Annotated in this window: 22 protein-coding genes and 2 tRNA genes; 11 read left to right on the forward strand and 13 right to left on the reverse strand. The window is 68.3% G+C overall.

Annotated elements, in window-relative coordinates; translation table 11 throughout:
• Positions 1-67: 67 nt before the first annotated feature.
• From HCR68_RS05775 to HCR68_RS05785, 3 genes are all read right to left on the reverse strand, one after another.
• Positions 68-931: a carbohydrate ABC transporter permease gene (locus HCR68_RS05775; RefSeq protein WP_167147415.1), complete on the reverse strand. Its 864-nt coding sequence runs from the start codon at positions 929-931 to the stop codon at positions 68-70.
• Entirely contained in the window at positions 928-1965 is a 1038-nt protein-coding gene (locus HCR68_RS05780) for a sugar ABC transporter permease (protein ID WP_167147418.1), read from the reverse strand. The genes HCR68_RS05775 and HCR68_RS05780 overlap by 4 nt, the downstream gene beginning before the upstream one ends.
• 90 nt (positions 1966-2055) lie before the next feature.
• Positions 2056-3348 (reverse strand): ABC transporter substrate-binding protein, encoded by a 1293-nt coding sequence (locus HCR68_RS05785; protein WP_167147421.1) that lies wholly within the window; start codon positions 3346-3348, stop codon positions 2056-2058.
• 311 nt (positions 3349-3659) lie between these two features.
• On the opposite strand from HCR68_RS05785, the gene HCR68_RS05790 reads away from it, so the two are divergent.
• Entirely contained in the window at positions 3660-5552 is a 1893-nt protein-coding gene (locus HCR68_RS05790) for an AMP-dependent synthetase/ligase (RefSeq protein ID WP_167147424.1), read from the forward strand.
• A 37-nt stretch (positions 5553-5589) separates the two neighbouring features.
• Complete coding sequence (locus tag HCR68_RS05795) at positions 5590-7491, forward strand: long-chain fatty acid--CoA ligase (protein ID WP_167147427.1); 1902 nt, start codon at positions 5590-5592, stop codon at positions 7489-7491.
• A 5-nt stretch (positions 7492-7496) separates the two neighbouring features.
• On the opposite strand, the gene HCR68_RS05800 is transcribed toward HCR68_RS05795, so the two are convergent.
• From HCR68_RS05800 to HCR68_RS05815, 4 genes are all read right to left on the reverse strand, one after another.
• Entirely contained in the window at positions 7497-7853 is a 357-nt protein-coding gene (locus HCR68_RS05800; protein WP_167147429.1) for a chorismate mutase, read from the reverse strand.
• Entirely contained in the window at positions 7850-9151 is a 1302-nt protein-coding gene (clpX, locus tag HCR68_RS05805; RefSeq protein WP_167147431.1) for an ATP-dependent Clp protease ATP-binding subunit ClpX, read from the reverse strand. Before clpX ends, HCR68_RS05800 begins: the two co-directional genes overlap by 4 nt.
• A 255-nt stretch (positions 9152-9406) precedes the next feature.
• On the reverse strand, positions 9407-10081 hold the full coding sequence (locus HCR68_RS05810; protein ID WP_126413880.1) for an ATP-dependent Clp protease proteolytic subunit: 675 nt from the start codon (positions 10079-10081) through the stop codon (positions 9407-9409).
• Position 10082: 1 nt separating this feature from the next.
• Positions 10083-10721 carry an ATP-dependent Clp protease proteolytic subunit gene (locus tag HCR68_RS05815; protein ID WP_009404125.1) on the reverse strand — a complete coding sequence of 213 codons (639 nt, stop codon included), beginning with the start codon at positions 10719-10721 and terminating at the stop codon, positions 10083-10085.
• A gap of 409 nt (positions 10722-11130) precedes the next feature.
• Here HCR68_RS05815 and HCR68_RS05820 point away from each other — a divergent pair, with 409 nt between their 5' ends.
• The 6 genes from HCR68_RS05820 to HCR68_RS05845 all read left to right on the forward strand — a co-directional run bounded on the left by HCR68_RS05820 (position 11131) and on the right by HCR68_RS05845 (position 16880).
• Entirely contained in the window at positions 11131-12108 is a 978-nt protein-coding gene (locus tag HCR68_RS05820; protein WP_243858960.1) for a class I SAM-dependent methyltransferase, read from the forward strand.
• Between the two features lie 89 nt (positions 12109-12197).
• Positions 12198-12779 (forward strand): ATP-binding cassette domain-containing protein, encoded by a 582-nt coding sequence (locus HCR68_RS05825; RefSeq protein ID WP_167147609.1) that lies wholly within the window; start codon positions 12198-12200, stop codon positions 12777-12779.
• Positions 12780-12899: 120 nt separating this feature from the next.
• Positions 12900-13973 carry an MqnA/MqnD/SBP family protein gene (locus tag HCR68_RS05830; RefSeq protein ID WP_243858961.1) on the forward strand — a complete coding sequence of 358 codons (1074 nt, stop codon included), beginning with the start codon at positions 12900-12902 and terminating at the stop codon, positions 13971-13973.
• The gene (locus HCR68_RS05835) at positions 13970-14752 is read left to right on the forward strand and encodes an ABC transporter permease (protein ID WP_167147434.1); all 783 of its coding nucleotides are present in this window, start codon (positions 13970-13972) and stop codon (positions 14750-14752) included. The genes HCR68_RS05830 and HCR68_RS05835 overlap by 4 nt, the downstream gene beginning before the upstream one ends.
• A 56-nt stretch (positions 14753-14808) precedes the next feature.
• A complete protein-coding gene (locus tag HCR68_RS05840) occupies positions 14809-15177 on the forward strand; it encodes a cupin domain-containing protein (RefSeq protein WP_167147437.1) in 369 nt (122 codons plus the stop codon).
• Between the two features lie 569 nt (positions 15178-15746).
• The gene (locus tag HCR68_RS05845; protein ID WP_167147440.1) at positions 15747-16880 is read left to right on the forward strand and encodes a glycosyltransferase family 2 protein; all 1134 of its coding nucleotides are present in this window, start codon (positions 15747-15749) and stop codon (positions 16878-16880) included.
• A gap of 110 nt (positions 16881-16990) precedes the next feature.
• On the opposite strand, the gene tig is transcribed toward HCR68_RS05845, so the two are convergent.
• The 5 genes from tig to rpmF form a co-directional block, all read right to left on the reverse strand.
• The gene (tig, locus tag HCR68_RS05850) at positions 16991-18361 is read right to left on the reverse strand and encodes a trigger factor (RefSeq protein ID WP_167147442.1); all 1371 of its coding nucleotides are present in this window, start codon (positions 18359-18361) and stop codon (positions 16991-16993) included.
• Between the two features lie 171 nt (positions 18362-18532).
• The gene (locus HCR68_RS05855; protein ID WP_167147445.1) at positions 18533-18832 is read right to left on the reverse strand and encodes an FMN-dependent dehydrogenase; all 300 of its coding nucleotides are present in this window, start codon (positions 18830-18832) and stop codon (positions 18533-18535) included.
• Between the two features lie 94 nt (positions 18833-18926).
• A tRNA-Pro gene (locus tag HCR68_RS05860) sits at positions 18927-19000 on the reverse strand.
• Positions 19001-19049: 49 nt separating this feature from the next.
• Positions 19050-19120, reverse strand: a tRNA-Gly gene (locus HCR68_RS05865).
• A gap of 34 nt (positions 19121-19154) precedes the next feature.
• On the reverse strand, positions 19155-19319 hold the full coding sequence (gene rpmF / locus HCR68_RS05870) for a 50S ribosomal protein L32 (RefSeq protein WP_003784449.1): 165 nt from the start codon (positions 19317-19319) through the stop codon (positions 19155-19157).
• A 155-nt stretch (positions 19320-19474) separates the two neighbouring features.
• On the opposite strand from rpmF, the gene HCR68_RS05875 reads away from it, so the two are divergent.
• From HCR68_RS05875 to epsC, 3 genes are all read left to right on the forward strand, one after another.
• Entirely contained in the window at positions 19475-20272 is a 798-nt protein-coding gene (locus HCR68_RS05875) for a YigZ family protein (protein WP_167147448.1), read from the forward strand.
• A 604-nt stretch (positions 20273-20876) separates the two neighbouring features.
• Entirely contained in the window at positions 20877-21806 is a 930-nt protein-coding gene (cysK, locus tag HCR68_RS05880) for a cysteine synthase A (protein WP_167147450.1), read from the forward strand.
• A gap of 125 nt (positions 21807-21931) precedes the next feature.
• Complete coding sequence (gene epsC, locus HCR68_RS05885; RefSeq protein ID WP_167147453.1) at positions 21932-22507, forward strand: serine O-acetyltransferase EpsC; 576 nt, start codon at positions 21932-21934, stop codon at positions 22505-22507.
• 64 nt (positions 22508-22571) lie between these two features.
• On the opposite strand, the gene HCR68_RS05890 is transcribed toward epsC, so the two are convergent.
• Entirely contained in the window at positions 22572-23870 is a 1299-nt protein-coding gene (locus HCR68_RS05890) for an alpha/beta fold hydrolase (RefSeq protein WP_167147456.1), read from the reverse strand.
• Positions 23871-23899 lie beyond the last annotated feature (29 nt).

The raw sequence follows: 23899 nt of genomic DNA on the forward strand, positions 1-23899 counted from the left end.
CCCGCGGAGAGACGCTGAGATGTGCGTTGCGAACCCTACAGCGAACCGGGTTCAGAAGGCCCTGGCACTACTGCTTGAGGCCACCGGCGGCCAGTCCCGCCACGATGCGGCGCTGGAAGAAGAGCACCATGAGGACCAGCGGCAGCGTCATGATGACACCGGCGGCCATCTGGGAGCCGAAGGGCGTGTTGAACTGGGAGTCACCGGTGAACTTCGACAGCAGCACGGTGGCGGGCTGCATCGAGGGGTTGATGATCATCGTGACGGCCACGAGGAACTCGTTCCAGGCGCCGATGAAGATGATGATGGCGGTGGTGAAGATGCCCGGCGCGGCCAGCGGGAGGATGACCTTGCGGAAGGCCTGACCGGGAGTGCACCCATCGACCATGGCGGACTGCTCGAGCTCCTGGGGCATCTGCCGGAAGAAGCTCGTCAGGTTCCACACGGCCAGTGGCAGCGAGAAGGACAGGTCCGGGATGATCATCGCCTGGTAGGTGTCCGTCCAGCCCCAGGCGGCGAAGTTCTTCAGCAGCGGCACGATGATGGCCACGAGCGGGAACATCGAGGTGGCGATGATGAGGAGCATCAGCAGGCCCTTGCCGCGGAAGTCGAGGCGGGCCAGGGCATAGGCGGTGAAGGTGGCCACGGCCAGCGCCACGATCGTCACGACGATGGAGACGATGAGGGAGTTGATGAGGCCGTTGGCGAAGTCGTTCTTCGAGGAGAAGACCGCCTTGTAGTTCTCCAGCGAGGGGTTGCGGGGCCACCAGCTGTTCTCGAAGATCTCGCTGTCGGGGCGCAGCGAGGAGACCAGCATCCAGTAGAAGGGCGCCAGGCAGTAGATGACGATGAGGACGATACCGACGGTGGAGAAGACGCTTCCCCAGTCCCTCTTGGTCCTGTTGACCGGTGCGGCGGTGGAGGTGCTCATGCCTGCTGGCTCCTTTCAGTAGCCGTCTGGGAGGCCGGGGTGGAGGAGCCGGAGCGCTTGAAGAAGGCACTGACCGGCAGCTTGCGCTCATTGCGCTTGCGCCGAGCCTCATCGTTGCCGCTGAGGTCGGTGTTGGTGATCTTCAGGAAGGCGACGGCGAAGACGAAGACGTAGAGGAACAGGATGAGGGCGTAGGCCGCGGCGCTGCCGTAGCGGGAGTTGGAGCTCTCGTCCTGGACGAGCATCGAGAGGGTCTCCACGCTGCCCTTCCTGGGGCCGATGAGGATGTAGGGCAGATCGAACATGCGCAGGGCGTCCAGGGCGCGGAAGACCACGGCCACCACGAGCGCGGGCTTGACCAGCGGCAGCGTGATGGAGGTGAAGCGCTTCCAGGCGCTCGCGCCGTCGATCTTGGCCGCCTCGTAGACCTCGTCGGGGATGAGCTGGAGCCCGGCCAGGGTGAGCAGCCCGATGTAGGGGGCCGTCTTCCACACGTCGGCGATGATGATGGCCGCCTTGGCGCTCAGGTCCCCCGAGGCCCACATGACGTGCTGGCCCAGGATCGCGTTGGCGACACCGTTCTGGTTGAAGATCCAGCCCCACAGGATCGCGGAGACCGCGGTGGGGATCGCCCAGGGCACGAGGATGGAGGCGCGCACGATGCCGCGCCCCTTCATGGCCTTGTGCATGATGAGCGCCATGGCCACGCCGAGGATCGTCTCCAGGACCACGGTGACCACGCCGAAGAGAGTCGTGTTGTAGAAGGCGACCCAGAACCTCTCCCCCGCGCTGGAGAAGATGTCGGTGTAGTTCTTCAGGCCCACGAAGGGCTCGGTGGTGGAGAAGAAGCCGTCGTCCTGCAGGCGGGGCCGCCCGAAGAGCGACTGATAGAGGGACTGGGCGATGGGGATGAGAATGACGATGGTCAGCACCAGCACCGTCGGCGAGATGAGCAGCCAGGCCAGACGGGCCTGCGCCTTGGAGCTCTTGGACTGGCGGTTGACGACTTGTTCGGAGTGCGTCGTTGTACTCATGAGTGTCCTTTGACCGTCCTTTTGACTGTCCTTGTTGACATGACCGGTTTGTCTCAGAGGCGCTGCCCGCGGCAGCAGCCGTTGCTGGGGTCAGCCCTCCAGCTTCTTCAGGTCGTTGCTCAGGGCTGTGATGACGTCCTGGGAGGAGCGGCTTCCCGGCTGCTGGATCGCGGGGTAGATGTTGTCCTGGATCTTCGCGGTGACGTCGCCGTAGTAGACGGCCTGGGGACGGCTCTTGGCGTGCTCAAGGCTCTGCTTGAGGATCGGCAGGTAGGGGAAGTCCTTGAGGAGCTCGGGGTCGTCGTAGAGGGCCCCGAGAATCGGGGCGAGCGTCTGGGTCTGCAGCTGGTAGCGCTGGGACTCCTCGCTGATCCACCACTTGACGAACCTCAGCGCGGTGGCCTTGTTCTTCGATCCCTGGGTGATGGCGCAGTTGTGTCCGCCCAGGGTGGGGACGAAGTCCTTGCCGTCGATGCTCGGCAGGGCGGCGACGTCGAACTTCTCCGTGCCCAGGGAGTCCTTGTTGTTGGCGTACTGGTAGGGCCACTGGCGGTAGAAGAGCAGGTCGCCCTTCTCGAAGGCGTTACGGCCGTCCTCCTCCTTCCACTCCAGGGACTCCTTGGGGATGTAGCCCTGGGAGAAGCCGTCGATGAGCCACTGCAGACCGGCGACCGACTCGGCGGAGTCCACGATCACCTGGTTGTCGGAGTCGTAGAAGCCGCCGCCGGCGGTGTGGATGAACTCCGAGGCGCAGCAGGTCAGTCCCTCGTACTTGGCGAACTGCCCGCCGAAGCCGCCGATGCTCTCGTGACCGGGCAGGGCCCGCACCGCGTCGATGGCGGCCTTGACCCCGTCCCAGGTCGTGGGAACCTCAACGCCGGCCTCGGCCAGGAAGTCCTTGCGGTAGAACATCATCGGGGCGTCGGTGACGAAGGGGACCGCGAAGAGCTTGTCCTTGTAGAGGCCCGTCTTCCACACGGGCTCGAGGATGTCGTCGTTCCTCAGCTCGTCCTCGGGCAGCTCGACGACCCACCGGTTGGCGGCGAACTCGGAGACCCAGACGTTGTCCAGTGAGATGACGTCGTAGGCGTTGGAGTTGATTCGGGCGGCGTTGACGAAGGCGGTGCGCTGCTGATCGGCCTCGGCGGAGAGCTCGATGAGCTTGACCTCCTCACCGGGGTTCGCCTTGTTCCACTCATCGATCCTGGCCTGGACCTTGCCGGCCGAGTTGTCCTTGCCCTGGACCCAGGTGATCGGTCCGGTGCCTTCAAAGGTGACGGGGCCGTCGTCGTTCCCGCTGGAGGTGGAGCAGGCCGCGATGGAGGCCAGCGCCGCCGCCAGGGCCGAGCCCTGGATGAACTGACGACGGGGTAGGGGTGTCATGCGTGTTTCCTCCTTGAAACTGCGTCGAAGCCCAACGGCTCCGTTCCGGAAGGACCCACATCGTCGACGCGCGTCGACTAGGGCATGAGACCCACGTTACACATCCGTAACCGAACGGTCAAACCGTTTCGCATTCGTTTTCTCCGGTCCACCGGGAAGCAGGCTCATCCTCGCCGCGGCGGGCCCGACGCCGATTCCCTGTGATCTCCACGAGACCACCCGGCGCCGCCTGTGAAAACCTCCACAGGCACCCCCTCGTTCTCTCACCTCAACGGAGCGCCCCCTCTCGAGCCGCCTGACACAATGAGGGCGTGACCTCTCAGCCCTCCTCGCCCCATGGCACCAGCACCAGGCCACCGCGCTACCCCGGCCACATGACCGACGGGGTCTCCGGCACCGGGATCCCCTTCCAGCCGGAGGCGCACTGGTCGGTTCCGTGGCTGCTCGCCGACCGCATCGCCCGCAGCGGAGACAAGCCGCTCGTGGCCCGTAAGTCCTCAGTCTCAGGCGACTGGCAGGAGGTCTCCGCCCGAGTCTTCGGCGAGGAGGTGGCCCACGTGGCCGCGGGTCTCATCGGCATGGGGCTTCAGGCCGGCAGCGCCGTCGGCATCATGGCCCACACCTCCTACGACTGGTTCCTGCTGGACATGGCCATCGCCCGTGCGGGTCTGGTCTCGGTGCCCATCTACGAGACGAGCTCGGCCGAGCAGGTCGAGTGGATCGTCACCGACTCCGACGTGCGCCTGGTCTTCACCGAGTCCGGCACGCTGGCCGAGCTCGTGCGCGGCGCCGTCGCCGGCGTCGGGCACGCGGTGGAGGTCCTCGCACTGGACTCCGACGCCATCACCACAGTCATCCAGGCCGGCTCGGGCGTCAGCCCCTCCCAGGTCGACCAGCGCTCCAACGCCCTGGGGATCGACGACGTCTACTCCATCATCTACACCTCCGGCACGACCGGCCGCCCCAAGGGCGTGGAGCTCACTCACCGCAACGCCGTCGGCATCCCCTACCACGGGGTGCGCTACCTGCCCGGAGTCCTGTGGGGCGGCAACGTGCGCCTGCTGCTGTTCCTGCCGCTGGCCCACGTCTACGCCCGCTGCCTCCAGCTGCTGTCCCTGGCCGGGGAGGGCGTGCTGGGACACACCCCCGACGTCAAGACGCTCCTGCCGGACCTGCAGTCCTTCGCCCCCTCCTACGTCCTGGCCGTGCCCCGTGTCCTGGAGAAGATCTACAACGCCGCCGACGCCAAGGCCGGCGGCGGGGCGAGGCTCAAGCTGTTCCGCTGGGCCGCCAAGGTCGCCATCGCCTACTCCCGCGCCCTGGACACCCCCGAGGGCCCGTCCCGCCGTCTGCGGCGGGCCCACGCGGTGGCCGATCGTCTGGTCTTCCGCAGGATCCGCGCCCTCATGGGACCCAACGCCCGGTTCATCATCTCCGGCGGAGGCCCGCTGGGACAGCGCCTGGGCCACTTCTACCGCGGCCTGGGGCTGGTCATCCTGGAGGGGTACGGCCTGACCGAGACGATCGGCCCGGTCAGCGTCAACGCCGACTGGCTCAACAAGATCGGCACCGTCGGCCCTCCCGTGTGCGGCAACGAGATCCGCATCGGCGAGGACGACGAGATCCAGGTCCGGGGCCTGGGCGTGTTCTCCACCTACCACAACAACCCCGAGGCCACCGCCGAGTCCTTCACCGCCGACGGCTGGTTCCGCACCGGCGACATCGGGGCCCTCGACGACGACGGCTACCTGCGCATCACCGGACGCAAGAAGGAGCTCATCGTCACCGCCGGCGGCAAGAACGTCGCCCCCACCCAGCTCGAGGACCGGCTGCGCGGCCACCCGCTCATCAGCCAGGTGCTCGTCGTCGGGGACGGGGAGCCCTTCATCGCCGCGCTCATCACGCTGGACAAGGAGATGCTTCCCCAGTGGCTGCGCAACCACGGGCTGCCGGCCATGGACGTCGTCGAGGCCTCCACCCACCCGCAGGTGCTCGCCGCCCTGGACCGGGCCGTGGCGCGCACGAACCGCGCGGTCTCACGGGCCGAGTCGATCCGCACCTTCCGGGTGCTGACCACCGACTTCACCGAGGCCAACGGCCTGCTCACCCCGTCGCTGAAGGTCAAGCGCGGTCCGGTCATGGAGGCCCACGCCGACGTCATCGCGGACATCTACGGCTCCACGCGCAAGGGACCGCAGGAGTAGACGTCATCAACCGGCCGGGGCGGGCATACTTGCAGCCATGACCGACGCCCCCACCACCCCGGCCGACGCCGCCTCCCCCGCCCCGTCCGGGGAACACGCCACCGAGCTCCTGGTCCCGGTTCATGACGGCATGACGACGCCATGGGCACTGGCCGAGCGCGTGCGCCGCAATCCCGACGGCGGACTCATCGCCCGCACGTCCCCGCTGGGACGACGCTGGCGCGAGATGAGCGCCGGCGCCTTCCGCGCCCAGGTCCGTGAGGTGGCCGCGGGACTGGTGGCCAGGGGGCTCGAACCCGGCGACGCCGTCGGCATCATGTCACACACGTCGTACGAGTGGACGCTGCTGGACTTCGCCGCCTGGGAGGCGGGCCTGGTGGTGGTCCCCGTCTACGAGACCTCCTCGGCCGAGCAGGCCCAGTGGATCCTCACCGACGCCGGGGTGCGGCTCATCGTCGTGGAGAACGAGGCCATGGCCTCGATGGTCGGCGCGCTGGCCTCGGCCGTGCCCGAGCTGGCGGATCTGCAGGTCCTGTGCGTCGAGCGCGAGGACGTCCTGGGGCTCATCGAGGCCGGCCGGGAAGTGGATGCCGGCGAGCTCGACCGGCGCACCGCGGCCCTGACCTCGCAGTCCCTGGCCACGATCGTCTACACCTCGGGCACCACGGGCCGCCCCAAGGGCGTCGAACTCAGTCACGGCAACCTGGTGCACCTGTGCGTCAACGTCTGCCCGCACGTGCCCGAGGTCCTGGGCGGGGCCGAGGTCCGCTTCCTGCTGTTCCTGCCGCTGGCCCACGTCCTGGGCCGATTCGTGGAGATCGCGATCGTGTGCTCGCGCGCCGGCGTGCTGGGGCACGTGCCCGACGTGCGCAACCTTGTGAACGACCTGGGCTCCTTCCGCCCCACCGCGGTCCTGGCCGTGCCGCGCGTCTTCGAGAAGATCTACAACGCCGCGGACGCCAAGGCCAGCGGCGCCAAGCAGAAGGTCTTCCGTATGGCCGCCAAGACCGCGATCGCCTACTCGCGCGCCCTGGACACCCCCGAGGGACCATCGCGCAGGCTGAGGGCCCAGCGCGCCGCCTTCGACCGACTCGTCTTCTCCACCCTGCGCTCCGTCCTGGGTGGGCAGGTGACCCACGTGATCTCCGGAGGCGGACCGCTGGGCGAGCGCCTGGGCCACTTCTACCGCGGTGCCGGAGTGACCGTCCTGGAGGGCTACGGCCTGACCGAGACCATGGGGCCGTGCTCGGTCAACCTGCCCGGCGCCACCCGGATCGGGACCGTCGGCACGCCGCTTCCCGGTTGCGCGGTCCGCCTGGGCGATGACGGGGAGATCCTGGTTCGGGGCATCGGCACCTTCGCCGGCTACCACAACAACCCCGAGGCCACCGCCGAGTCCTTCACCGCCGACGGCTGGCTTCGCACCGGTGACATCGGCTCCTTCCAGGGCGCCGAGGGGTTCCTGCGCATCACCGGGCGCAAGAAGGAGCTCATCGTCACCGCCGGCGGCAAGAACGTCGCCCCGGCGCCCCTGGAGGACCGGTTGCGCGGGCACCCGCTGGTCAGTCAGGTGCTCGTGGTGGGTGAGAACCGCCCCTGCGTCGGAGCACTCGTGACCCTGGACGCGGAGATGCTGCCGCTGTGGCTCAGCTCCCACGGCCTGGAGGAGATGACCGTCGTCGACGCCGCTCAGGACCCGCGGGTGCGCGCCGCCCTGGAAAGAGCGGTGGCCAGGACCAATGAGGCGGTCTCGCGGGCCGAGTCGATCCGCACCTTCGAGGTTCTGCCCACGGACTTCACGGTGGCCAACGGTCTGCTCACGCCCTCGCTCAAGGTGCGCCGCGCCGAGGCGGAGAAGCGCTTCGCGGCTGAGATCGACGCGCTCTACACGCGCACGCCGCTGACGCCGAGTGCCTCCGCCACGCCGTCGAAGGGCTGAACACCCTAGGTAACTGCGTCCGTCGGTTCCGGCAGCTGCGCACGCCGGGCGCGCTCCGCCTCGTGCCCGTCGCGGATCTCCTCGTGGTGCTGAATGACCTCGGCGACGATGAAGGCGAAGAACTTCTCGGCGAAGACCGGGTCGAGTCCGGACTCCTCGGCCAGCGCCCGCAGGCGCGCCACCTGCTGACGCTCGCGCCCGGGATCGGCCGGTGGCAGGTCCAGCTGGGCCTTGAGCAGGCCCACCTGCTGGGTGCAGCGGAAGCGCTCGGCCAGCAGGTGAACGAGAGCAGCGTCCAGGTTGTCGATGGTGGCGCGGTAGAGGGCCAGCTGCGGGGGGACGCCGGCCTGCCCCGCGCTCATGCGGTCCGGCTCCGCTCCCCCGCCTTGGCAGTCGAGCGCAGCGTGCCCGAGCCCGCCTGGTAGCGCGGCTTCCCGGTGCCCCTGACCGCATCGGCGTCGACGACGACGCGTCCGACCTCGGGCAGCGAGGGCACCTCGAACATGGCCTGCCCCAGGACCTCCTCCACGATGGAGGTCAGTCCGCGGGCCCCGGTCTTGCGCTCCAGGGCGAGAGAGGCCACCGCCTCGATGGCGGCGTCGGTCAGCTCGAGCTCGACGCCGTCGAGGCTGAAGAGGTACTGGTACTGAGACACCAGGGCGTTCTTGGGCTCGGTCATGACACGCACGAGCTCGCGCACCCCCAGGTCCTGGACGGTGGCGATGACGGGCAGACGCCCGATGAACTCGGGAATGAGCCCGAACTTGTGCAGGTCCTCGGGGCGCACCGGCGAGGTGAAGACGTCCTGCGAGCCCGTGCTGCCGCCCAGCTGCGCGCCGAAGCCCACCATCTGGGCACCGGACTCCTTGCGCTGACGCTGGCGCACGATCTCCTCGATCCCGGCGAAGGCGCCGGCGGCGATGAAGAGGATGTTGGTGGTGTCGATCTCCAGGAACTCCTGGTGCGGGTGCTTGCGCCCGCCGCCCGGGGGCACGGAGGCCGTCGTGCCCTCGATGATCTTGAGCAGCGCCTGCTGGACCCCCTCGCCCGAGACGTCGCGGGTGATGGAGGGGTTCTCCGCCTTGCGACCGATCTTGTCGATCTCGTCGATGTAGATGATGCCCTTCTCGGCGCGCTTGACGTCGCCGTCGGCGGCCTGAATGAGCTTGAGGAGGATGTTCTCCACGTCCTCGCCCACGTAACCGGCCTCGGTCAGGGCGGTGGCGTCGACGATGGCGAAGGGGACGTCGAGGAGGCGGGCCAGGGTGCGGGCCAGGTGGGTCTTGCCGGTTCCGGTCGGCCCCAGCAGGAGGATGTTGGACTTGCCCAGCTCCAGGCCGTCGCCCTCGGCCACGGAGCGCTCCTTGACCTGGACGCGCTTGTAGTGGTTGTAGACCGCCACGCTCATGGCGCGCTTGGCGGCCTCCTGGCCGATGACGTACTGGTTGAGGAAGTCGAAGATCTCCTGAGGCTTGGGCAGCTCGAGAGGCACGCCGGCGCCGGACTCGCCCAGCTCCTCATCGACGATCTCGTTGCACAGCTCGATGCACTCGTCGCAGATATAGACACCGGGCCCGGCGATGAGCTTCTTGACCTGCTTCTGGCTCTTCCCGCAGAAGGAGCACTTGAGCAGATCCACACTCTCAGCGTTACGTGCCACAGTTTCCTCCAGATTCGTCATCGGTCCCCGTGCCCGGGCGGGCCCTGCGCCAGCCTACGGGCTGAGCCGGCAGGTGCCCCCAAGACATGGCGGCGTGTCCAGTCCGCAATATGCCATGTTGAGCACCGCGCTGCCAGCGTTTGCGCATTCGATTTTCACCGGCTGCACGGTCGGCGCTCCCGCCGGAAGCCGGCGGGAGCGCCGCGCGCAGTCTCAATGCAGTTGTCACCACCGTGACACTGCCCCGGTCGAGTCTCAGGAGGAGTGGGGAGAGGCCGGCGTCTTGCGTGAGGTGAGCACCTGGTCCACGATCCCGTAGTCCTTGGCGGCCGCGGCCGTGAGGATCTTGTCCCGCTCGAGGTCGGCGTGGATCTTCTCGCGGTCCTGACCGGTGTGTGAGGCCAGTGTGTCCTCCAGCCAGGAGCGCATGCGGTCGATCTCGTCGGCGACGATCTCGATGTCGCTGGCCTGCCCCTGCATCCCCTCCATGGCGGGCTGGTGGATGAGGACACGTGCGTTGGGCAGGGCCAGGCGCTTGCCCGGGCTGCCGGCGGCCAGCAGCACGGCGGCGGCGGAGGCGGCCTGCCCCAGGCAGACGGTCTGCACCTGCGGCTTGATGTACTGCATGGTGTCGTAGATGGCCGTCAGCGCCGTGAAGGAGCCGCCGGGACTGTTGATGTACATGGTGATGAGGCCGTCGGGGTCCTGGGACTCCAGGACCAGGAGCTGGGCCATGATGTCGTCGGCCGAGGCGTCGTCGACCTGGACGCCCATGAAGACGATGCGGTCCTCGAAGAGCTTGGCGTAGGGGTCCTGGCGCTTGAAGCCGTAGGCGGTGCGCTCCTCGAACTGGGGCAGCACGTAGCGGGCCTGCGGCATGGCGCCGGCCTGGCGGGCGACGGCCTCGAAGTAGGGACGGGTCGAGGACATGTCAGTTGTCTCCGTTCTGCTTGCCGATCTCCCGGCTGGAGCGCACGATGTGGTCGACGAAGCCGTACTCGAGGGCCTCCTGGGCCGAGAACCAGTGGTCCCGGTCGGAGTCGGCGATGATCTCCTCCACCGTGTGACCGGTGTTGGCCGCCGTGATCTCCGCGAGCTCCTGCTTCATCTTGATGATGAGGTCGGCATTGATGCGGATGTCCGTGGCCGACCCCCCGGCGCCGCCGGAGGGCTGGTGCATGAGCACCCGGGCGTGGGGGGTGAGGTAGCGCTTGCCCTTGGCGCCGGCCGACAGCAGGTGCTGCCCCATGGAGGCGGCGAGCCCCGTGGCCACGGTGGCGACGTCGGGCTGGACGTACTGCATGGTGTCGTAGATGGCCATACCGGCGGTGACCGAACCGCCGGGGCTGTTGATGTAGAGGTAGATGTCCCGCTCAGGATCCTCGGCGGCCAGCAGCAGCATCTGGGCGCAGATGGCATTGGCATTGTCGTCACGCACCTCGGAACCGAGCCAGATGATGCGCTCCTTGAGGAGGCGGTTGTAGATGGAGTCGGTCAGCCCCAAGCCTGCACCGTTGGCGTCGGCTGCCTGGGGCGGGGCGACCGCAGCGGGTGTATAGAGCTCGCTCACGTCAGTCCTCTCATGTTCGGTATCGCCAACGCTAACGCGGCCCAGCCATCCGCTATGCCCGCCATGGCGCCCTTTTCGCCCACGGCGCAGGTGGAGATACCCGCGCAGGAACGCAGCCGTCACGCAACCAGCGACCGATCCACAGCAGCCCCGGCACGGGCTCACCACCGACTCACTGCGACCCCGCGGCCACCACGCCACCAGCCCCGCCCCGAGAACCGCCCTCCGCCGCCGTCGCCCACAGCCCATCACCCGACGTATGCCACCGAGAACCACACGGAGAGCGCTCCCGGAGTAGACACACCTCACACAGTCTTGTTATAACAAACATATACGATAGGGTTTCGTTACGTATTTGCGTGAACGCCGTCCGCACGCCTCGGCGGCGCGCGACCGAGGAGGACGAACCGTGAGCGCGAACCAGCCCCCGAAGCCCCAGGACGCACCGGCCTCATCGCCCGCCGGCCCCTCCTCGGAGCGCGGAACCCGTCAAGGTCCCGAGGCGCAGCGCATGCAGGGGCACTGGCTGCTGGCCACGCTCGGTAAGAGGGTCCTGCGTCCGGGAGGAATCGGCCTGACCCGGCGCCTGCTGGAGGCCGCCGAGCCGACGTCGGCCGATCGCGTCGTCGAGCTGGGCCCCGGTGTCGGCAGAACCGCCGAGATCCTCCTGGCCGCCCGCCCCGCCTCCTACAAGGGCGTGGACCCCAACCCCGAGGGTCGCGAGCAGGTCGCCGACGTCCTCGCCGCCCACGGCCGGCAGACCGAGGCCGAGTACGTCGTGGCCGACGCCGCCGACACCGGCCTGCCCGACGCCAGCGCGGACCTCGTCGTCGGCGAGGCGATGCTGACGATCCAGTCCGACGACCACAAGCGCGAGATCATCGCGGAGGTCGCCCGCATCCTGGCGCCGGGCGGCCGCTACGCGATCCATGAGCTGGCCCTGCGCGCCGACCGCTCCCCCGAGGAGCTCGAGGAGATCCGCAGAAGCATCTCCCGCACGATCAAGGTCGGGGCCCGTCCCCTGACCGAGCCGGCCTGGGAGGAGCTGCTGCGCGAGGCCGGGCTCGAGGTGACCTGGAACGGAACCGCCTCCATGAGTCTGCTCGAGCCCTCACGCATCGTCGAGGACGAGGGCGTCCTGGGCGCCCTGCGCTTCTGGCGCGCCATGCGGAGTACCCCGGGCGCGCGCGAGAGGGTCAACGCCATGAGGCAGAGCTTCCGCCTTCAGGGTGAGGCCCTGCGGGCCATCGGCATGGTCGCGCGCAAGCCCGGCTCCCCCACTGACAAGCACAATGGGAACCACGATGAGCACACCGTGACGGATCTGGGCTCCGAAGCGGCCGAGGAGGCCGGAGACGCCACCGACCGTGAGGTTCCGGCCTCATGACGGGCACCGAGGCAGGAACCCGGGTCCTCGAGGGCCCGCCGGCTCAGCACGATGAGGGCCGCGGCGACCTCAGGCTCGAGCACGTGACGATGATCCGCCGGGGCCTGACCCTGGTGGAGGACCTGTCCGTGACGGTCCGCCCCGGGCAGACCCTGGCAGTCACCGGCGCCTCCGGCGCGGGCAAGACGACGCTGCTGCGGGCGATCTCGGGACTGTCCGACACCGACGCCGGCACCGTCTCCCGACCCGCGGGGCGACTGTCCCAGGTCTTTCAGGAGCCGAGGCTCATGCCCTGGTACTCGGCGCACCGCAACATCTCCCTGGTGGTCGGCGGCCCGACGCCGGACCTGACGGCCGTCCAGTGGCTCGAGCGAGTGGGACTCGCCTCGGCGGGTCACCTCCCGCCGGCCCGCCTCTCCGGCGGCATGCGCCAGCGGGTGGCCATCGCCCGGGCACTGTCCACGCAACCGACCCTGCTGCTGGTGGACGAGCCCTTCTCCGCCCTCGACCGTCCCCTGGCCACCGCGCTGCGGGCCGACCTCATCGCCCTGCTCGCCGACCAGGACGTCGTCACCGTCTGGGTCACCCACGACCCCGACGAGGCCGAGGAGGTCTCTCACCTCCATCTCCGCCTCGACGGCCCGCCGGGCACCTGGCACCTGTCCACCTGAACATCGGGCGACCGGCAGCAGGCGCTCCACCACCTCCCGCGCCCTTTGCCGCGCCCTTCTCCACGTCCTCCTCCACACCCCTACAGCCTCATCCACCTCGACCACGAAGGACTCAGCACCATGACCAGCTCACGCGCAGGCACCGCACGCACCTTGGCGGCCCCGATCAGGCGCCGTTCCCTCATGACCCTGGCCGGCCTCGGACTTCTGTCGCCGGCGCTCCTGTCGGCCTGCTCATCGCGCTCGGGCAGAGCCTCCTCCAGCGGGACGGGCGGGCATATCGACACCCTGCGCGTGCACGTTCCCACCACCCTGGCCTACATGGCGCCGATGACACTGTTCGGCCAGCAGGGCAAGCTGGCCCCGACGATCGGCAAGGCCACGGTGGAGAACTGGTCGAGCATCGATGCGATGAGGACACTGCTCGTGCAGAAGCAGACCGACCTGGCCGCCACCCCGTCCTACGCCGCCGCCAACCTGTTCAACAAGGGCGTCCCGCTGCGCCTGGTGGCGATGCAGGTATGGGGCATGCTCTACGTCGTCGGCCCGGAGGGGTCCTCGGCGCAGGGTCTCGAGGCCCTGCGCGGCAAGACGGTGGCCGTGCCCATGCCGAACAACATGCCGGACCTCGTCTTCCGCTACCTGCTCGGGCAGAAGGGCTGGGACACGGACAAGGACCTGACGATCCAGAGCTACACCGACGGTCAGGAGGCCCTGTCCAACCTTCTGGCGGGAAACGCCGAGTTCGCAGTCCTTCCGGAGCACCCCGCCAGTGTCAGCCTGGCCAGGGCCAAGCAGCAGGGCAAGGTCCTGGAGCGGACGGCCGACCTCCAGCAGGTCTGGTCCGAGGTGACCGGTGGAGAGGCGAGGTTCCCCATGGCCGGCCTCGTCATGCCGCAGGAGATCACGGACTCCAACCCACAGGCGGTCGGAGCGGTCCTCAATGAGGTGGAGGCCTGCATCGCGGCCACCAACGCGGCCTCCGAGGAGACCGTCAACGCGATCTCCCAGAGGACCGAGGTCCCCGCTCCGATCGTCACCGAGGTGATCCCCCGTCTCCAGCTGAACCTGGTTCCGGCGGCCCAGGCCAAGGACCAGCTGGTCGACTTCTACACCCGCCTGTCCACTGTCAGCCCGGACATCGTCGGCGGCAAGATGCCGGCCGACGACTTCTACCTGAAAGACCCCCGGTGATCCCGGAGCGTCCCTCCACCCTCGCACGCTGGCGCGCGCGCCTGCTGTGGTGGGCCGGCATCGGTCTGGCGATCCTCATCTGGTACTGGGCCGCGCTGGACCAGCCCGAGTACGCGCTTCCCGGCCCGGAGGCGACATGGCGCGCCTTCCTGGGGCTCATCGACGACGGCGACCTGGGCTGGACGCTGTGGCTGACTGTCTCCAGAGCCGTCATCGGTCTGGGACTGTCCTGCCTCATCGGCATCCCGACGGGCTGGGCACTGGGCACCTGGACCTGGCTGCGCGAGCTGCTGGACTCCTGGGTTCAGGTCCTCATGGCCGTGCCGCCGATCGTGCTCGTCGTGGTCGGGATGATCTGGCTCGGCCCGACGGCGGGAGTCGTCATCCTGGTCGTCACCCTGGTCACGCTGCCACTGCTGGTGGCCTCCATGCGCGACGCGGTCCTCAATGTCGACGGCGATCTGCTGGAGATGGCGACGGTCTTCTCCAAGTCCCGTGTGTGGACGATCCGCCGAATCATCCTGCCCGCGGTCGCACCACCGGTACTGTCCGCGCTGACAGTCGCCGTCGGGCAGTCCGTGAGGGTGACGGTCATGGCAGAGCTTCTGAGCACCCCGACGGGGCTCGGCGCGCAGGTCCAGCAGGCACGCACCAACCTGGAGACGGCCGACGTCTTCGCCCTGTCCGTCATCATGGCCGCACTGACGCTCATGCTTGAGCTGTGCATCCTGCGCCCGCTGCGCCGACGCCTCATGGCGTGGTCGTCCCTGCCCTCGTAGTCTCCACAGGACTCGTCGTCACCCGTCCCTCATCAACCATACCGAAGGAGTACACCATGCCCCCCTCTTCGAGCACCCCGTCCACCGAGTCCCTGTTCCGGCTCGACCTCAACAACGCCCTCCCGATCTCTGAGGAGGCCACGACCTCACGAGTCGTCGTCAACAATGACATCCTCCGCACCGTCGTCTTCACCTTCGACGCCGGTCAGGCCCTCACTGAGCACGCCTCCCCTCGCGCCGTGGTCGTCACGCTCCTGGAGGGGGAGATGGACTTCTCCATCGGCGAGCGCACCGAGCGGATGAGCGCCGGGGACGTCATTTACCTGGCTCCCAACGACCGCCACGCCCTGACAGCGGTGACGCCGTGCCGCATGCAGCTGGTGATGGTCGACGTCGACAGGATCGAGGCGACGGCCGCGAAGTAAGGCGGGAGGCGACACCCCTGCCATCAACGAGTTCGCCGACCCGGCGGAGCGGCAGCGGCCGGACGGGCGGGGTGCGGAGCGCTGAGCTCTCCGCACCCCGCCCGTTCCTGTGGGATCCGCAAAACTAGAAGTATGTCAGGGTGCGCCGTAGGGCCAGTGGGATTCCTCTCGACCACGAGCATCACGCACGGTGTCGCGCCTGACGACGATCGAGTGGCAAACGGGCCCGGTAGGTCGACTCACGGCCCCTTGTAGGAAAACTAAACCTTCCATAGGTTAGGTTGTGGGTGCCCGAGATCTTGACGTGACTCGCTTCCCACACCGTGGCACATGCGGGGCGGGCGTGGCACCATCGATTTTATCCACCCAGAGAACACCAAGAGAGCCTGCATGTCTTCTGACGAATTCAAGCCTCGCTTCTCTGCTCAACCACTCTACCACGTTCTTTCACCGTTCAATAACCCCTCTCCCTCCCGACCGCCATATCCTTCGCCTGCCGCACAACCCAGTAAGGGGCTACCAGTGTTCAGCACGCCCACACAATTCCATGCATCAGAGAGGACCGCCGCATGATCGTCATTACCCTGCTGGTGGGAATCCTGTTCTGGATCGGAATTGACATATGGGCCGGCGTCACCTCGAAGTGGTACAAGGCGGTAGAGCTGGATCCGAGCATCAGCTCTGACGACTTCAGTGTCCTCGTGCCGATCTACGGCAACGTCAAGTATCTCCAGAACGCGGACTACCTGCATCCCTACGGTGATCGCGTGGTCCTGTGCACGACCTCCGGTGAGTCCGAGGAGTTCTACCGGGACCTGGAGGACCTCGCGATTCGCTACGGATTCAGGATCTTCCGCAGCGAGTACGTCCCCCGCAAGGTGGGACGCAAGCGGAGCACCTCGGGCATTACCAGAGACACGGTGGTCCGAGACGCGCTGCTGGCCGCCCCGCTCAACTCCTACACCGTCTGCCTCGACGCCGACACCACGGCTCAGGAGCCGCTGACCCAGATCATCGGCGCCCTGGTGGCCAACAAGGCGGACTTCGCCTCGGTCACCATCGTGCCTCAGAAGAAGGGGCCCTTCATCGTCCAGATGCAGCGTCACGAGTACGTCGTCTCCATGCGCGCCCGCAGAATCATGCCCTGGCTGCTCAGTGGCGCCCTTCACATCGGCAAGACCGACGTCATGCGCCAGATCATGGCCCGTCACTCCCTGTTCTTCCAGGGCAACGACATTGAGTCGGGCATTATCGGTGACGCCCTGGGATACAGGGCGGTCCACATTCTTGCCCATGTCAACACCAACGCCCCCGATACGCTCTACGCCTGGTGGCGTCAGCGGATTGCGTGGAGCGGCGGATCGTTCAGACTCTTCATCATCAACTTCCGATTCGTCTTCCAGCACCCATTCCTGTGGCTCTACAGCGGCATCGTGGTGATCAGTATGTTCGTCCTCAGGTGGATCGCCGTCGTCAATCCCGGATGGACGCTGCTGCTCGCACTGTTCATCTACTACGCCGCGATCGTGTGGCTTCACTGGGACCACGGGAACAAGTGGCTCATCTTCCAGCCGTTCTACTGCCTCTTCGTCAGTCTCATCGTGGTCCCCATCGGTGTGGCGTACTACTTCAAGATGGCGATTCCCGAGCGCAATTTCGGAGTCATTCGCCCCAAGCGCAAGGAGCTGGTGACGGCCAGCTGATTCCCCGCAGCGGCACGGCAGCACGCTGTCGGCGCACAGGACGTCGGGGGGCCCACCTTCTTGAAGAAGGTGGGCCCCCCGACGTCAGGTTTCCCAGCGCAGGGCGGCTATCAGCTCACTTCCGCGGAGTCGTCGGCGCCGTCCTCATCGGTGGCCTCGGCGGCGACGGCAGCGGCCTCGGCGGCCGCCGTGGCGTCGTCCTCGTCAGAGCCGACGTAGGCGGACAGGTCCACGGTCTCGCCCTTGGAGTCGACGACCTTGGTCTGACGCAGTGCCGTGGCCAGGGACTTGTTGCGGGCGACCTCGGAGACGAAGGCGGGGATCTGGCCGGCCTGCTGAGCGCCCTGAAGGAACTGAGCGGGCTCCATGCCGTACTGCTGGGCGGTCTGGAAGAGGAACTCGAGGAGCTCATCCTGGGCCACGCCGATCTTGAGGTCCTCGGCCAGGACGTCGAGGATGATCTGGTCGCGCACGCCGGTGACGATGTCCTCGCGGATCTCCTTGGCGTGCTCGTCGTCGCCCTCCTTGCCCTCGGCCTGGAGGTGCTGGGCGATCTCGGCCTCGACGACGGCCTCGGGGACGTCGAAGGCGATCTCGCTGCGCAGCTGCTCGAGCAGGGCGTCACGTGCGGCGACGGCCTGCTCACCGGTCTTGCGCTCGGTGACCTGCTTGACGAGGTCCTCGCGCAGCTCCTCAACGGTGTCGAACTCGGAGGCGAGCTGGGCGAACTCATCGTCGACCTTGGGCAGCTCACGTTGCTTGACGGCGGTGGCGGTCACGGTGACCTCGGCCTGCTCACCCGCGTGCTCGCCACCGGCCAGCTCGGTGGTGAAGGTGGCGGACTCGTCCGTCTTGAGGCCGCGCAGGGCGGTGTCCAGGCCCTTGAGCATGTTGCCCTTGCCGATCTCGTAGGAGACGCCCGAGATGGAGTCGACCTCCTCGCCGTCGATGACGGCCTTGAGGTCGATGGTGACGAAGTCGCCGGTCTTGGCCTTACGGCCCACGGACTTCAGGGAGCCGAATCGGGCGCGCAGGCTGTCCAGCTCGGTATCGACATCCTCGTCGGTCACCTCGACGGCGTCGACGCTCAGCTCGGTCCGGCTCAGGTCCGGCAGCTCGATGACGGGGCGGACGGTGACCTCGGCGGTGAAGGCGAGCCGACCGCCGTTCTCTCCGGTGGCGTTGGGCAGCTCGACGACGTCGACCTCGGGCTGGAGCATGGGAACCCGCTCGGCCTCGGTGATGGCGTCCCGGTAGAAGTCGGAGAGCTTGTTGTTGACGGCCTCCTGGATGACGGCACCACGACCGACCCGCTGGTCGATGACCCGGTTGGGGACGTGGCCGCGACGGAAGCCGGGAACCTGGATCTGGGAGCCGATCTCCTTGTAGGCGGCATCAAGGCTGGGCTTGAGCTCCTCATAGGGGACCTCGACGGTCAACTTGATGCGACTGGGGTCAAGATTCTCGACAGTGGTCTTCACGGGGGTTGCTCCCAAGGTCTGAGTTCTGCGGTAACACCGAAGCCGTCGGAGGCGTTCGGTGGACGCGTGTCTGCGGCGTCAATCCGTGCCATCTTAGGGCAAACGGGCAGTGGGATCGATGATGCGCCCCCACCTGGCGCATGAGTCTGGACACAGGGTCGAAAGCATCCGTCACCGCCTCCGGCCCAGCGGCACGCTCCGACCACCGGCGACGACGGCCGGCCAGTCCCGCTCCACCCGGGCGACCTTCCCGACCGCGTCGACGACGTCGGCGTGCACCCGGCGGGCCTCGACGTCATCAGAACCGGTGAAGCGAACCGTCACTCGGGGCTCGCCGCGCACGACGTCGACCTGAAAGGACTCCAGAACGGTCGTTCGTCTCACGGCGTTGCGAGCGGCGGACTCGACATCCTCAGGTCGGTGCCCCGTCTTGAGCACGGTCACCGTAAGAATCGATCGGTACGAGGGCATGCCATCAGCCTATGGCCCCGCAGCACGGCACGCTCGCGGGTCACTCTCCGGCGCGCACGCGTCCGTATCGCACCGTCGCCCGCGCGGCGAGGGGTCGGGCTGGCGGGATTTGAACCCGCGGCCCCCTGCTCCCAAAGCAGGTGCGCTACCAAACTGCGCCACAGCCCGTGACGTGATGAAAGGGACCGCCGAGGAGGCGGCCCCTTTCGGCTCACAGAGCGGGTGACGGGAATCGAACCCGCGCAATCTGCTTGGAAGGCAGAGGCTCTACCATTGAGCTACACCCGCAGGGATGAAGGGCTGACACCCTCCACCGGCGGCCTCACTGCTCGATGAGGCCCTCCTTGTAGGCCCGCGCCAGACGGCGGGGCACGGAGATCTCGCGGCCCTGGACGCGGATGGTGTTGAGCTCGGTGAGCTTGGCCTTCCACTGCGAGCGGCGGTTGCGGGTGTTGCTGCGGGACATCTTCCGCTTCGGCACTGCCATGGGCCCGCTCCTCTCTCATAAACCACAGGGATCAGATGACCCCTCGAAACTGGACCGAGGGACACCATAACGACATTGACGTGACGGCTTCCAGTCCAGGACCGTCTCAATGCGTGTGACATCGATCCCGCACCTGCCCGTGCGAGGATCGCCCCATGGCCTCGCACGCCCCTCACGCACCGTCCGACCAGTCGTCTCAGGAACAGGTCTCCCCCGGGCTTCTGACGCTGGCCCGCGGCGAGCAGCCCGAGATCGACCTGGAGATCAAGAGGTCGCACTTCCTGGCGCGAGCCTGCCGCACGGACTCCATGGACGAGGCCCGCGAGTTCATCGCCCGTGTGCGCTCCACCTACCCCGATGCCCGCCACCACTGCTCTGCCATGACGCTCACCGACCTCTCGGAGGCCGACGCCCTGTCGGCCTCGGCAGCCTCCCACCAGCCCACCGAGCGCTCCAACGACGACGGCGAGCCCTCCGGCACCGCGGGCCAGCCCATGCTCGACGTGCTGAGGGGAACGGGACTGGCCAACACGAGCGTCGTCGTCACCCGTTACTTCGGCGGGACGCTGCTGGGAACCGGCGGGCTGGTGCGGGCCTACTCGGAGGCCGCCGCCCAGGCCCTGGAGCGGGCCTCGTGCGTCCTGCTCACCCGACTTCACCTGTGGGACCTGCGGGTGCCGATCGCCCAGGCCGGCAGGATCGAGGCGGATCTGCGTTCCCGGGACCGAGGCGTGTCGGCGGGACCCACCCGGGCCGACGACGCCTCGCAGGCCGAGCCGGCTATCCACGTCGAGGAGACGATCTGGGGACCGACCCACGCCGTTGTGGTTCTGGCGAGCCCCTGTGCCGACGCCGCACTGCTGCGAGCACCCCTGGCTGCCATCACCCGAGGCGAGGGCAGGGCCGAACCCGCTGGAAGCCGGCTGGTCGAGGTTCCGGTGGCCCCTGCCTGACGGCACTGGTCCTGCGCCGGCGCTGACTGACGCCCTGACCGGTGTGATTGCGACACGCTCAGGGACACAACCAGCAGATGCCCACGATGTGACACAGGCGGAGAGCAGATGTGGCGATCGCCGCCGGGCACGGGGTAAGGTTCCGGCAGCAGCCGGGGGCACCCGGGGACGCCAGGGCCCCGGAGGAGCCCACGAGCAGTGAGCAGTTCGGACACAGGCAGGCGCAGTTCAGTCGCCTTTGAGGACAGGAGGACCCATGATGGCCACGACCGTCATGCGCACCATGTTCTCCGCGTTCTCCGTGCCGTCTGCGTCCTGCGCCCCCATGTGTTGCTGCTGCCGGTGTCGGTAGGGCGCCAGGCCACGACATCTGTGCGCGTACCGCTGCGCGCATGCCCGGCGCTCCCGGAGCAGGCGGTCACTCCTGCTGTTCCCGCCACCTAGACGACCACCTAGACGACGACGTGGCACCCCGCTGACGGACGCGGACCGTCTCCCCCTCTCTGTTCTCAGGAGTTCTCACGGGCTCGGTACCGCCTGGCTCACCGGCGGGCCGATCAGCACCGAGTGCTCATCCAACCCACAACCCTCAAAGGACGTCACTATGACCTTCGCACCCGACGCAACCGCTCTGGTTGGCAACACTCCCCTGGTTCGCATCAACCGCGTGACCGATGGCGCACCCGCCACCGTCCTGGCCAAGGTCGAGGCCTTCGAGCCGGCCTCCTCGGTCAAGGACCGTATCGCCCTGTCCATCGTCCGCGCAGCGGAGGAGTCCGGCGCTCTCAAGCCCGGCGGCACCATCGTGGAGGCGACCTCCGGCAACACCGGTGTCGGCCTGGCCATGGTGGGCGCGGCCCTGGGCTACAAGGTCATCATCACCATGCCCGAGACCATGTCCAAGGAGCGGCGAGCCATCATGCGCGCCTTCGGCGCCGAGCTGGTGCTGACCACCGAGGGCGGCGTGGCCGGGGCGGTCAAGCGCGCCGAGGAGATCCAGGCGGCCACCCCGAACTCGATCCTGGCCTCCCAGTTCACCAACCCCGCCAACCCCAAGGTTCACCGAGAGACCACGGCCCGGGAGATCCTGGAGCAGACCGGGGGCGACATCGACGTCTTCGTGGCCGGCATCGGCACCGGAGGCACGCTGACCGGCGTGGGCCAGGTGCTGCGCCAGGAGAAGCCCGGGGTCAGGATCTACGGCGTCGAGCCCTCCGAGTCCCCACTGCTGAGCGAGGGCCAGGCCGCTCCGCACAAGATCCAGGGCCTGGGACCCAACGTGGTTCCCGAGATCCTCGACCAGGGCATCTGGGACGAGCTGCTCCACATCGAATCCGAGACGGCCATCACCTACGCGCGGCGTGCTGCCGCGGAGGAGGGCCTCCTCGTGGGCATCTCCTCGGGAGCCGCCCTGGCCGCCGCCAGCGAGCTGGCCAGGCGCCCCGAGCTGGAGGGCAAGACCATCGTCACCGTCCTGCCGGACACCGGCGAGCGCTACCTGACCACGCCTCTGTACAAGGACTACCTCGACTGACTGCTCCGACGGCGGCGAGCCTGGGAACAGGGGAGCCGCCGTCGGTGTTGTCACCGGCGCAGCGAGTGAGGTGAAGGCTGACAAGCCGACCTGGGCCGCACCGCCACCCACCAGAGGAGCACACCATGCACAACTCTCACCGGTCCCTGCTGGACCTGGCCCGCGAGGACCTGGCCACGGCCCGCAGACGTGACCCCGCCGCCCGCTCCAACGTGGAGGTGGCCCTCCTCTACCCCGGCGTCCACGCCCTGTGGGCTCACCGAGCCGCCCACAAGCTGTGGCACAAGGGGCACCGCTTCGCCGCCCGGGCCCTGTCCCAGGCCGCCCGCAACCTCACCGGCATCGAGATCCACCCGGCGGCGAGGATCGGTGAGCGCTTCTTCATCGACCACGGCATGGGGGTGGTCATCGGTGAGACCGCCGAGGTCGGAGACGACGTCCTCATGTTCCACGGGGTGACCCTGGGCGGGGTGTCCATGAGCCCGGGCAAGCGCCACCCCACCATTGGCAACGACGTGCAGATCGGAGCCGGTGCCAAGGTCCTGGGCCCGGTGGTCGTCGAGGACGGCGCCAAGGTCGGGGCCAACGCGGTGCTGGTGAAGAACCTGCCTCAGGGGCACGTCGCGGTGGGTGTCCCCAGTCGGGCCCGGGACCCCCGTACCGACCCCGAGCTCATGATGGACCCGACCATCTACATCTGATCGCCTGGCGGTCGCCTCTGCGCGTCACCGGATCGCCGGCCGTCCCGGCCGACAGCACGTCCGGTCAGCGCGCGGTCATCCCTGAGGCGAGGTCTCGCAGACGGGTGAAGACCTTGCCGCCCGAGGCTCGCGAGCCGTCGTGCTCGTACTCGCTGGTGATCCAGGTGCGCAGGCCGGGGATGAGCGCGGCCGTCTCCAGCGAGGTGGTCATCGGCACGAACACGTCGCGGGCGTAGACGGCGGCCGCCCCGGGAGTCGTCGTGGCCCCGAGGCGAACCGGGTCGTAGAGCGCCGGCCACTCGTGCGCGGCCAGGAGGTCGGCCACCTCCAGCCAGGGTCGCAGGCCCGCGTCCTCCAGAAAGACCTCACGGCGCACGTGCTCGCCGGTCAGCAGCGTGGGGTCGTCGTCGAAGGCCGCCGGCCGCACGCGCTGGGCGGCCCAGTCGGTGGTGCCGGCGTCGGCCCAGCAGGACTCGTGAATGACGGCGTAGAGCGGGAACCTGCCACCGAAGGCAAGGGACTGCCCCAGGTCATAGCGGAAGGCCCAGGAGACGGGGTCGCGCTCCAGGAGGTAGTGGATCGTATCCGCTCCCCCGGCTCCTCCCAGCAGGGCGCCCAGCGAGCGCAGGCGCTCGGGCCCGACGGCGTCCCCGCTCGCCGTGATCAGCTCACCCCGGCCGGCCAGCTCGGACAGGCGGGCCATCCGGACACGGTCCTGGGGGTAGCGGGTGTAGTACTCCTCGCTCTTGACGCGCATCGCCTCATAGCTGAGGGCGTAGACCTCGTCGATGCTGTGCCCGACGGCGGGCAGGCCCCCGGTGATGTAGACGGTCTCCAGGCTCTCGGCGTGCTCGGACAGGTATCGGGTGACGCAGAACCCTCCGAAGGACTGGCCCAGCAGGCTCCAGCGCTCCAGGCCCAGGCCTCGGCGCAGGTCCTCGCAGTCCTCGACGATCTCGTCGGCACGCAGGTGAGTGAGCAGCCGGGCGGTGGCCGTGGGCGAGCCGGCGGCATCGGGCCGGTCCACCGGGCTGGAGGCTCCCGTGCCGCGCTGGTCGACGAGGATGAGCCGGTGGTGCTCCAGGATCGCGCCGATCCATCCCAGCCCGGCGTCGGCACTGGGGCGGGGCGCCTCGCAGCCCGGTCCTCCCTGAAGGAAGACCAGTGGTGGCCGGGAGAGCGGGTCGATGCCGGCGGCTGACATCTCGCGGGCGTAGACGGTGATGGAGGTCGTTCCGTCAGGGGCGGGGTCGCCCTGTCCGCTGCGGTCCAGGGGCACGTCCAAGCGGTGCTCCCGGGTCAGCAGACCGACGGTCTGAGAGGTCCAGCTCGAGGAGCGCAGGCGGGGCGAGGCGTTCGACATGCGGCCAGCCTATCCATCTGTCCTGCGGC

Origin of the sequence: Actinomyces sp. ZJ308, assembly GCF_011752065.1 — a bacterium.
Lineage (GTDB): Bacteria > Actinomycetota > Actinomycetes > Actinomycetales > Actinomycetaceae > Actinomyces.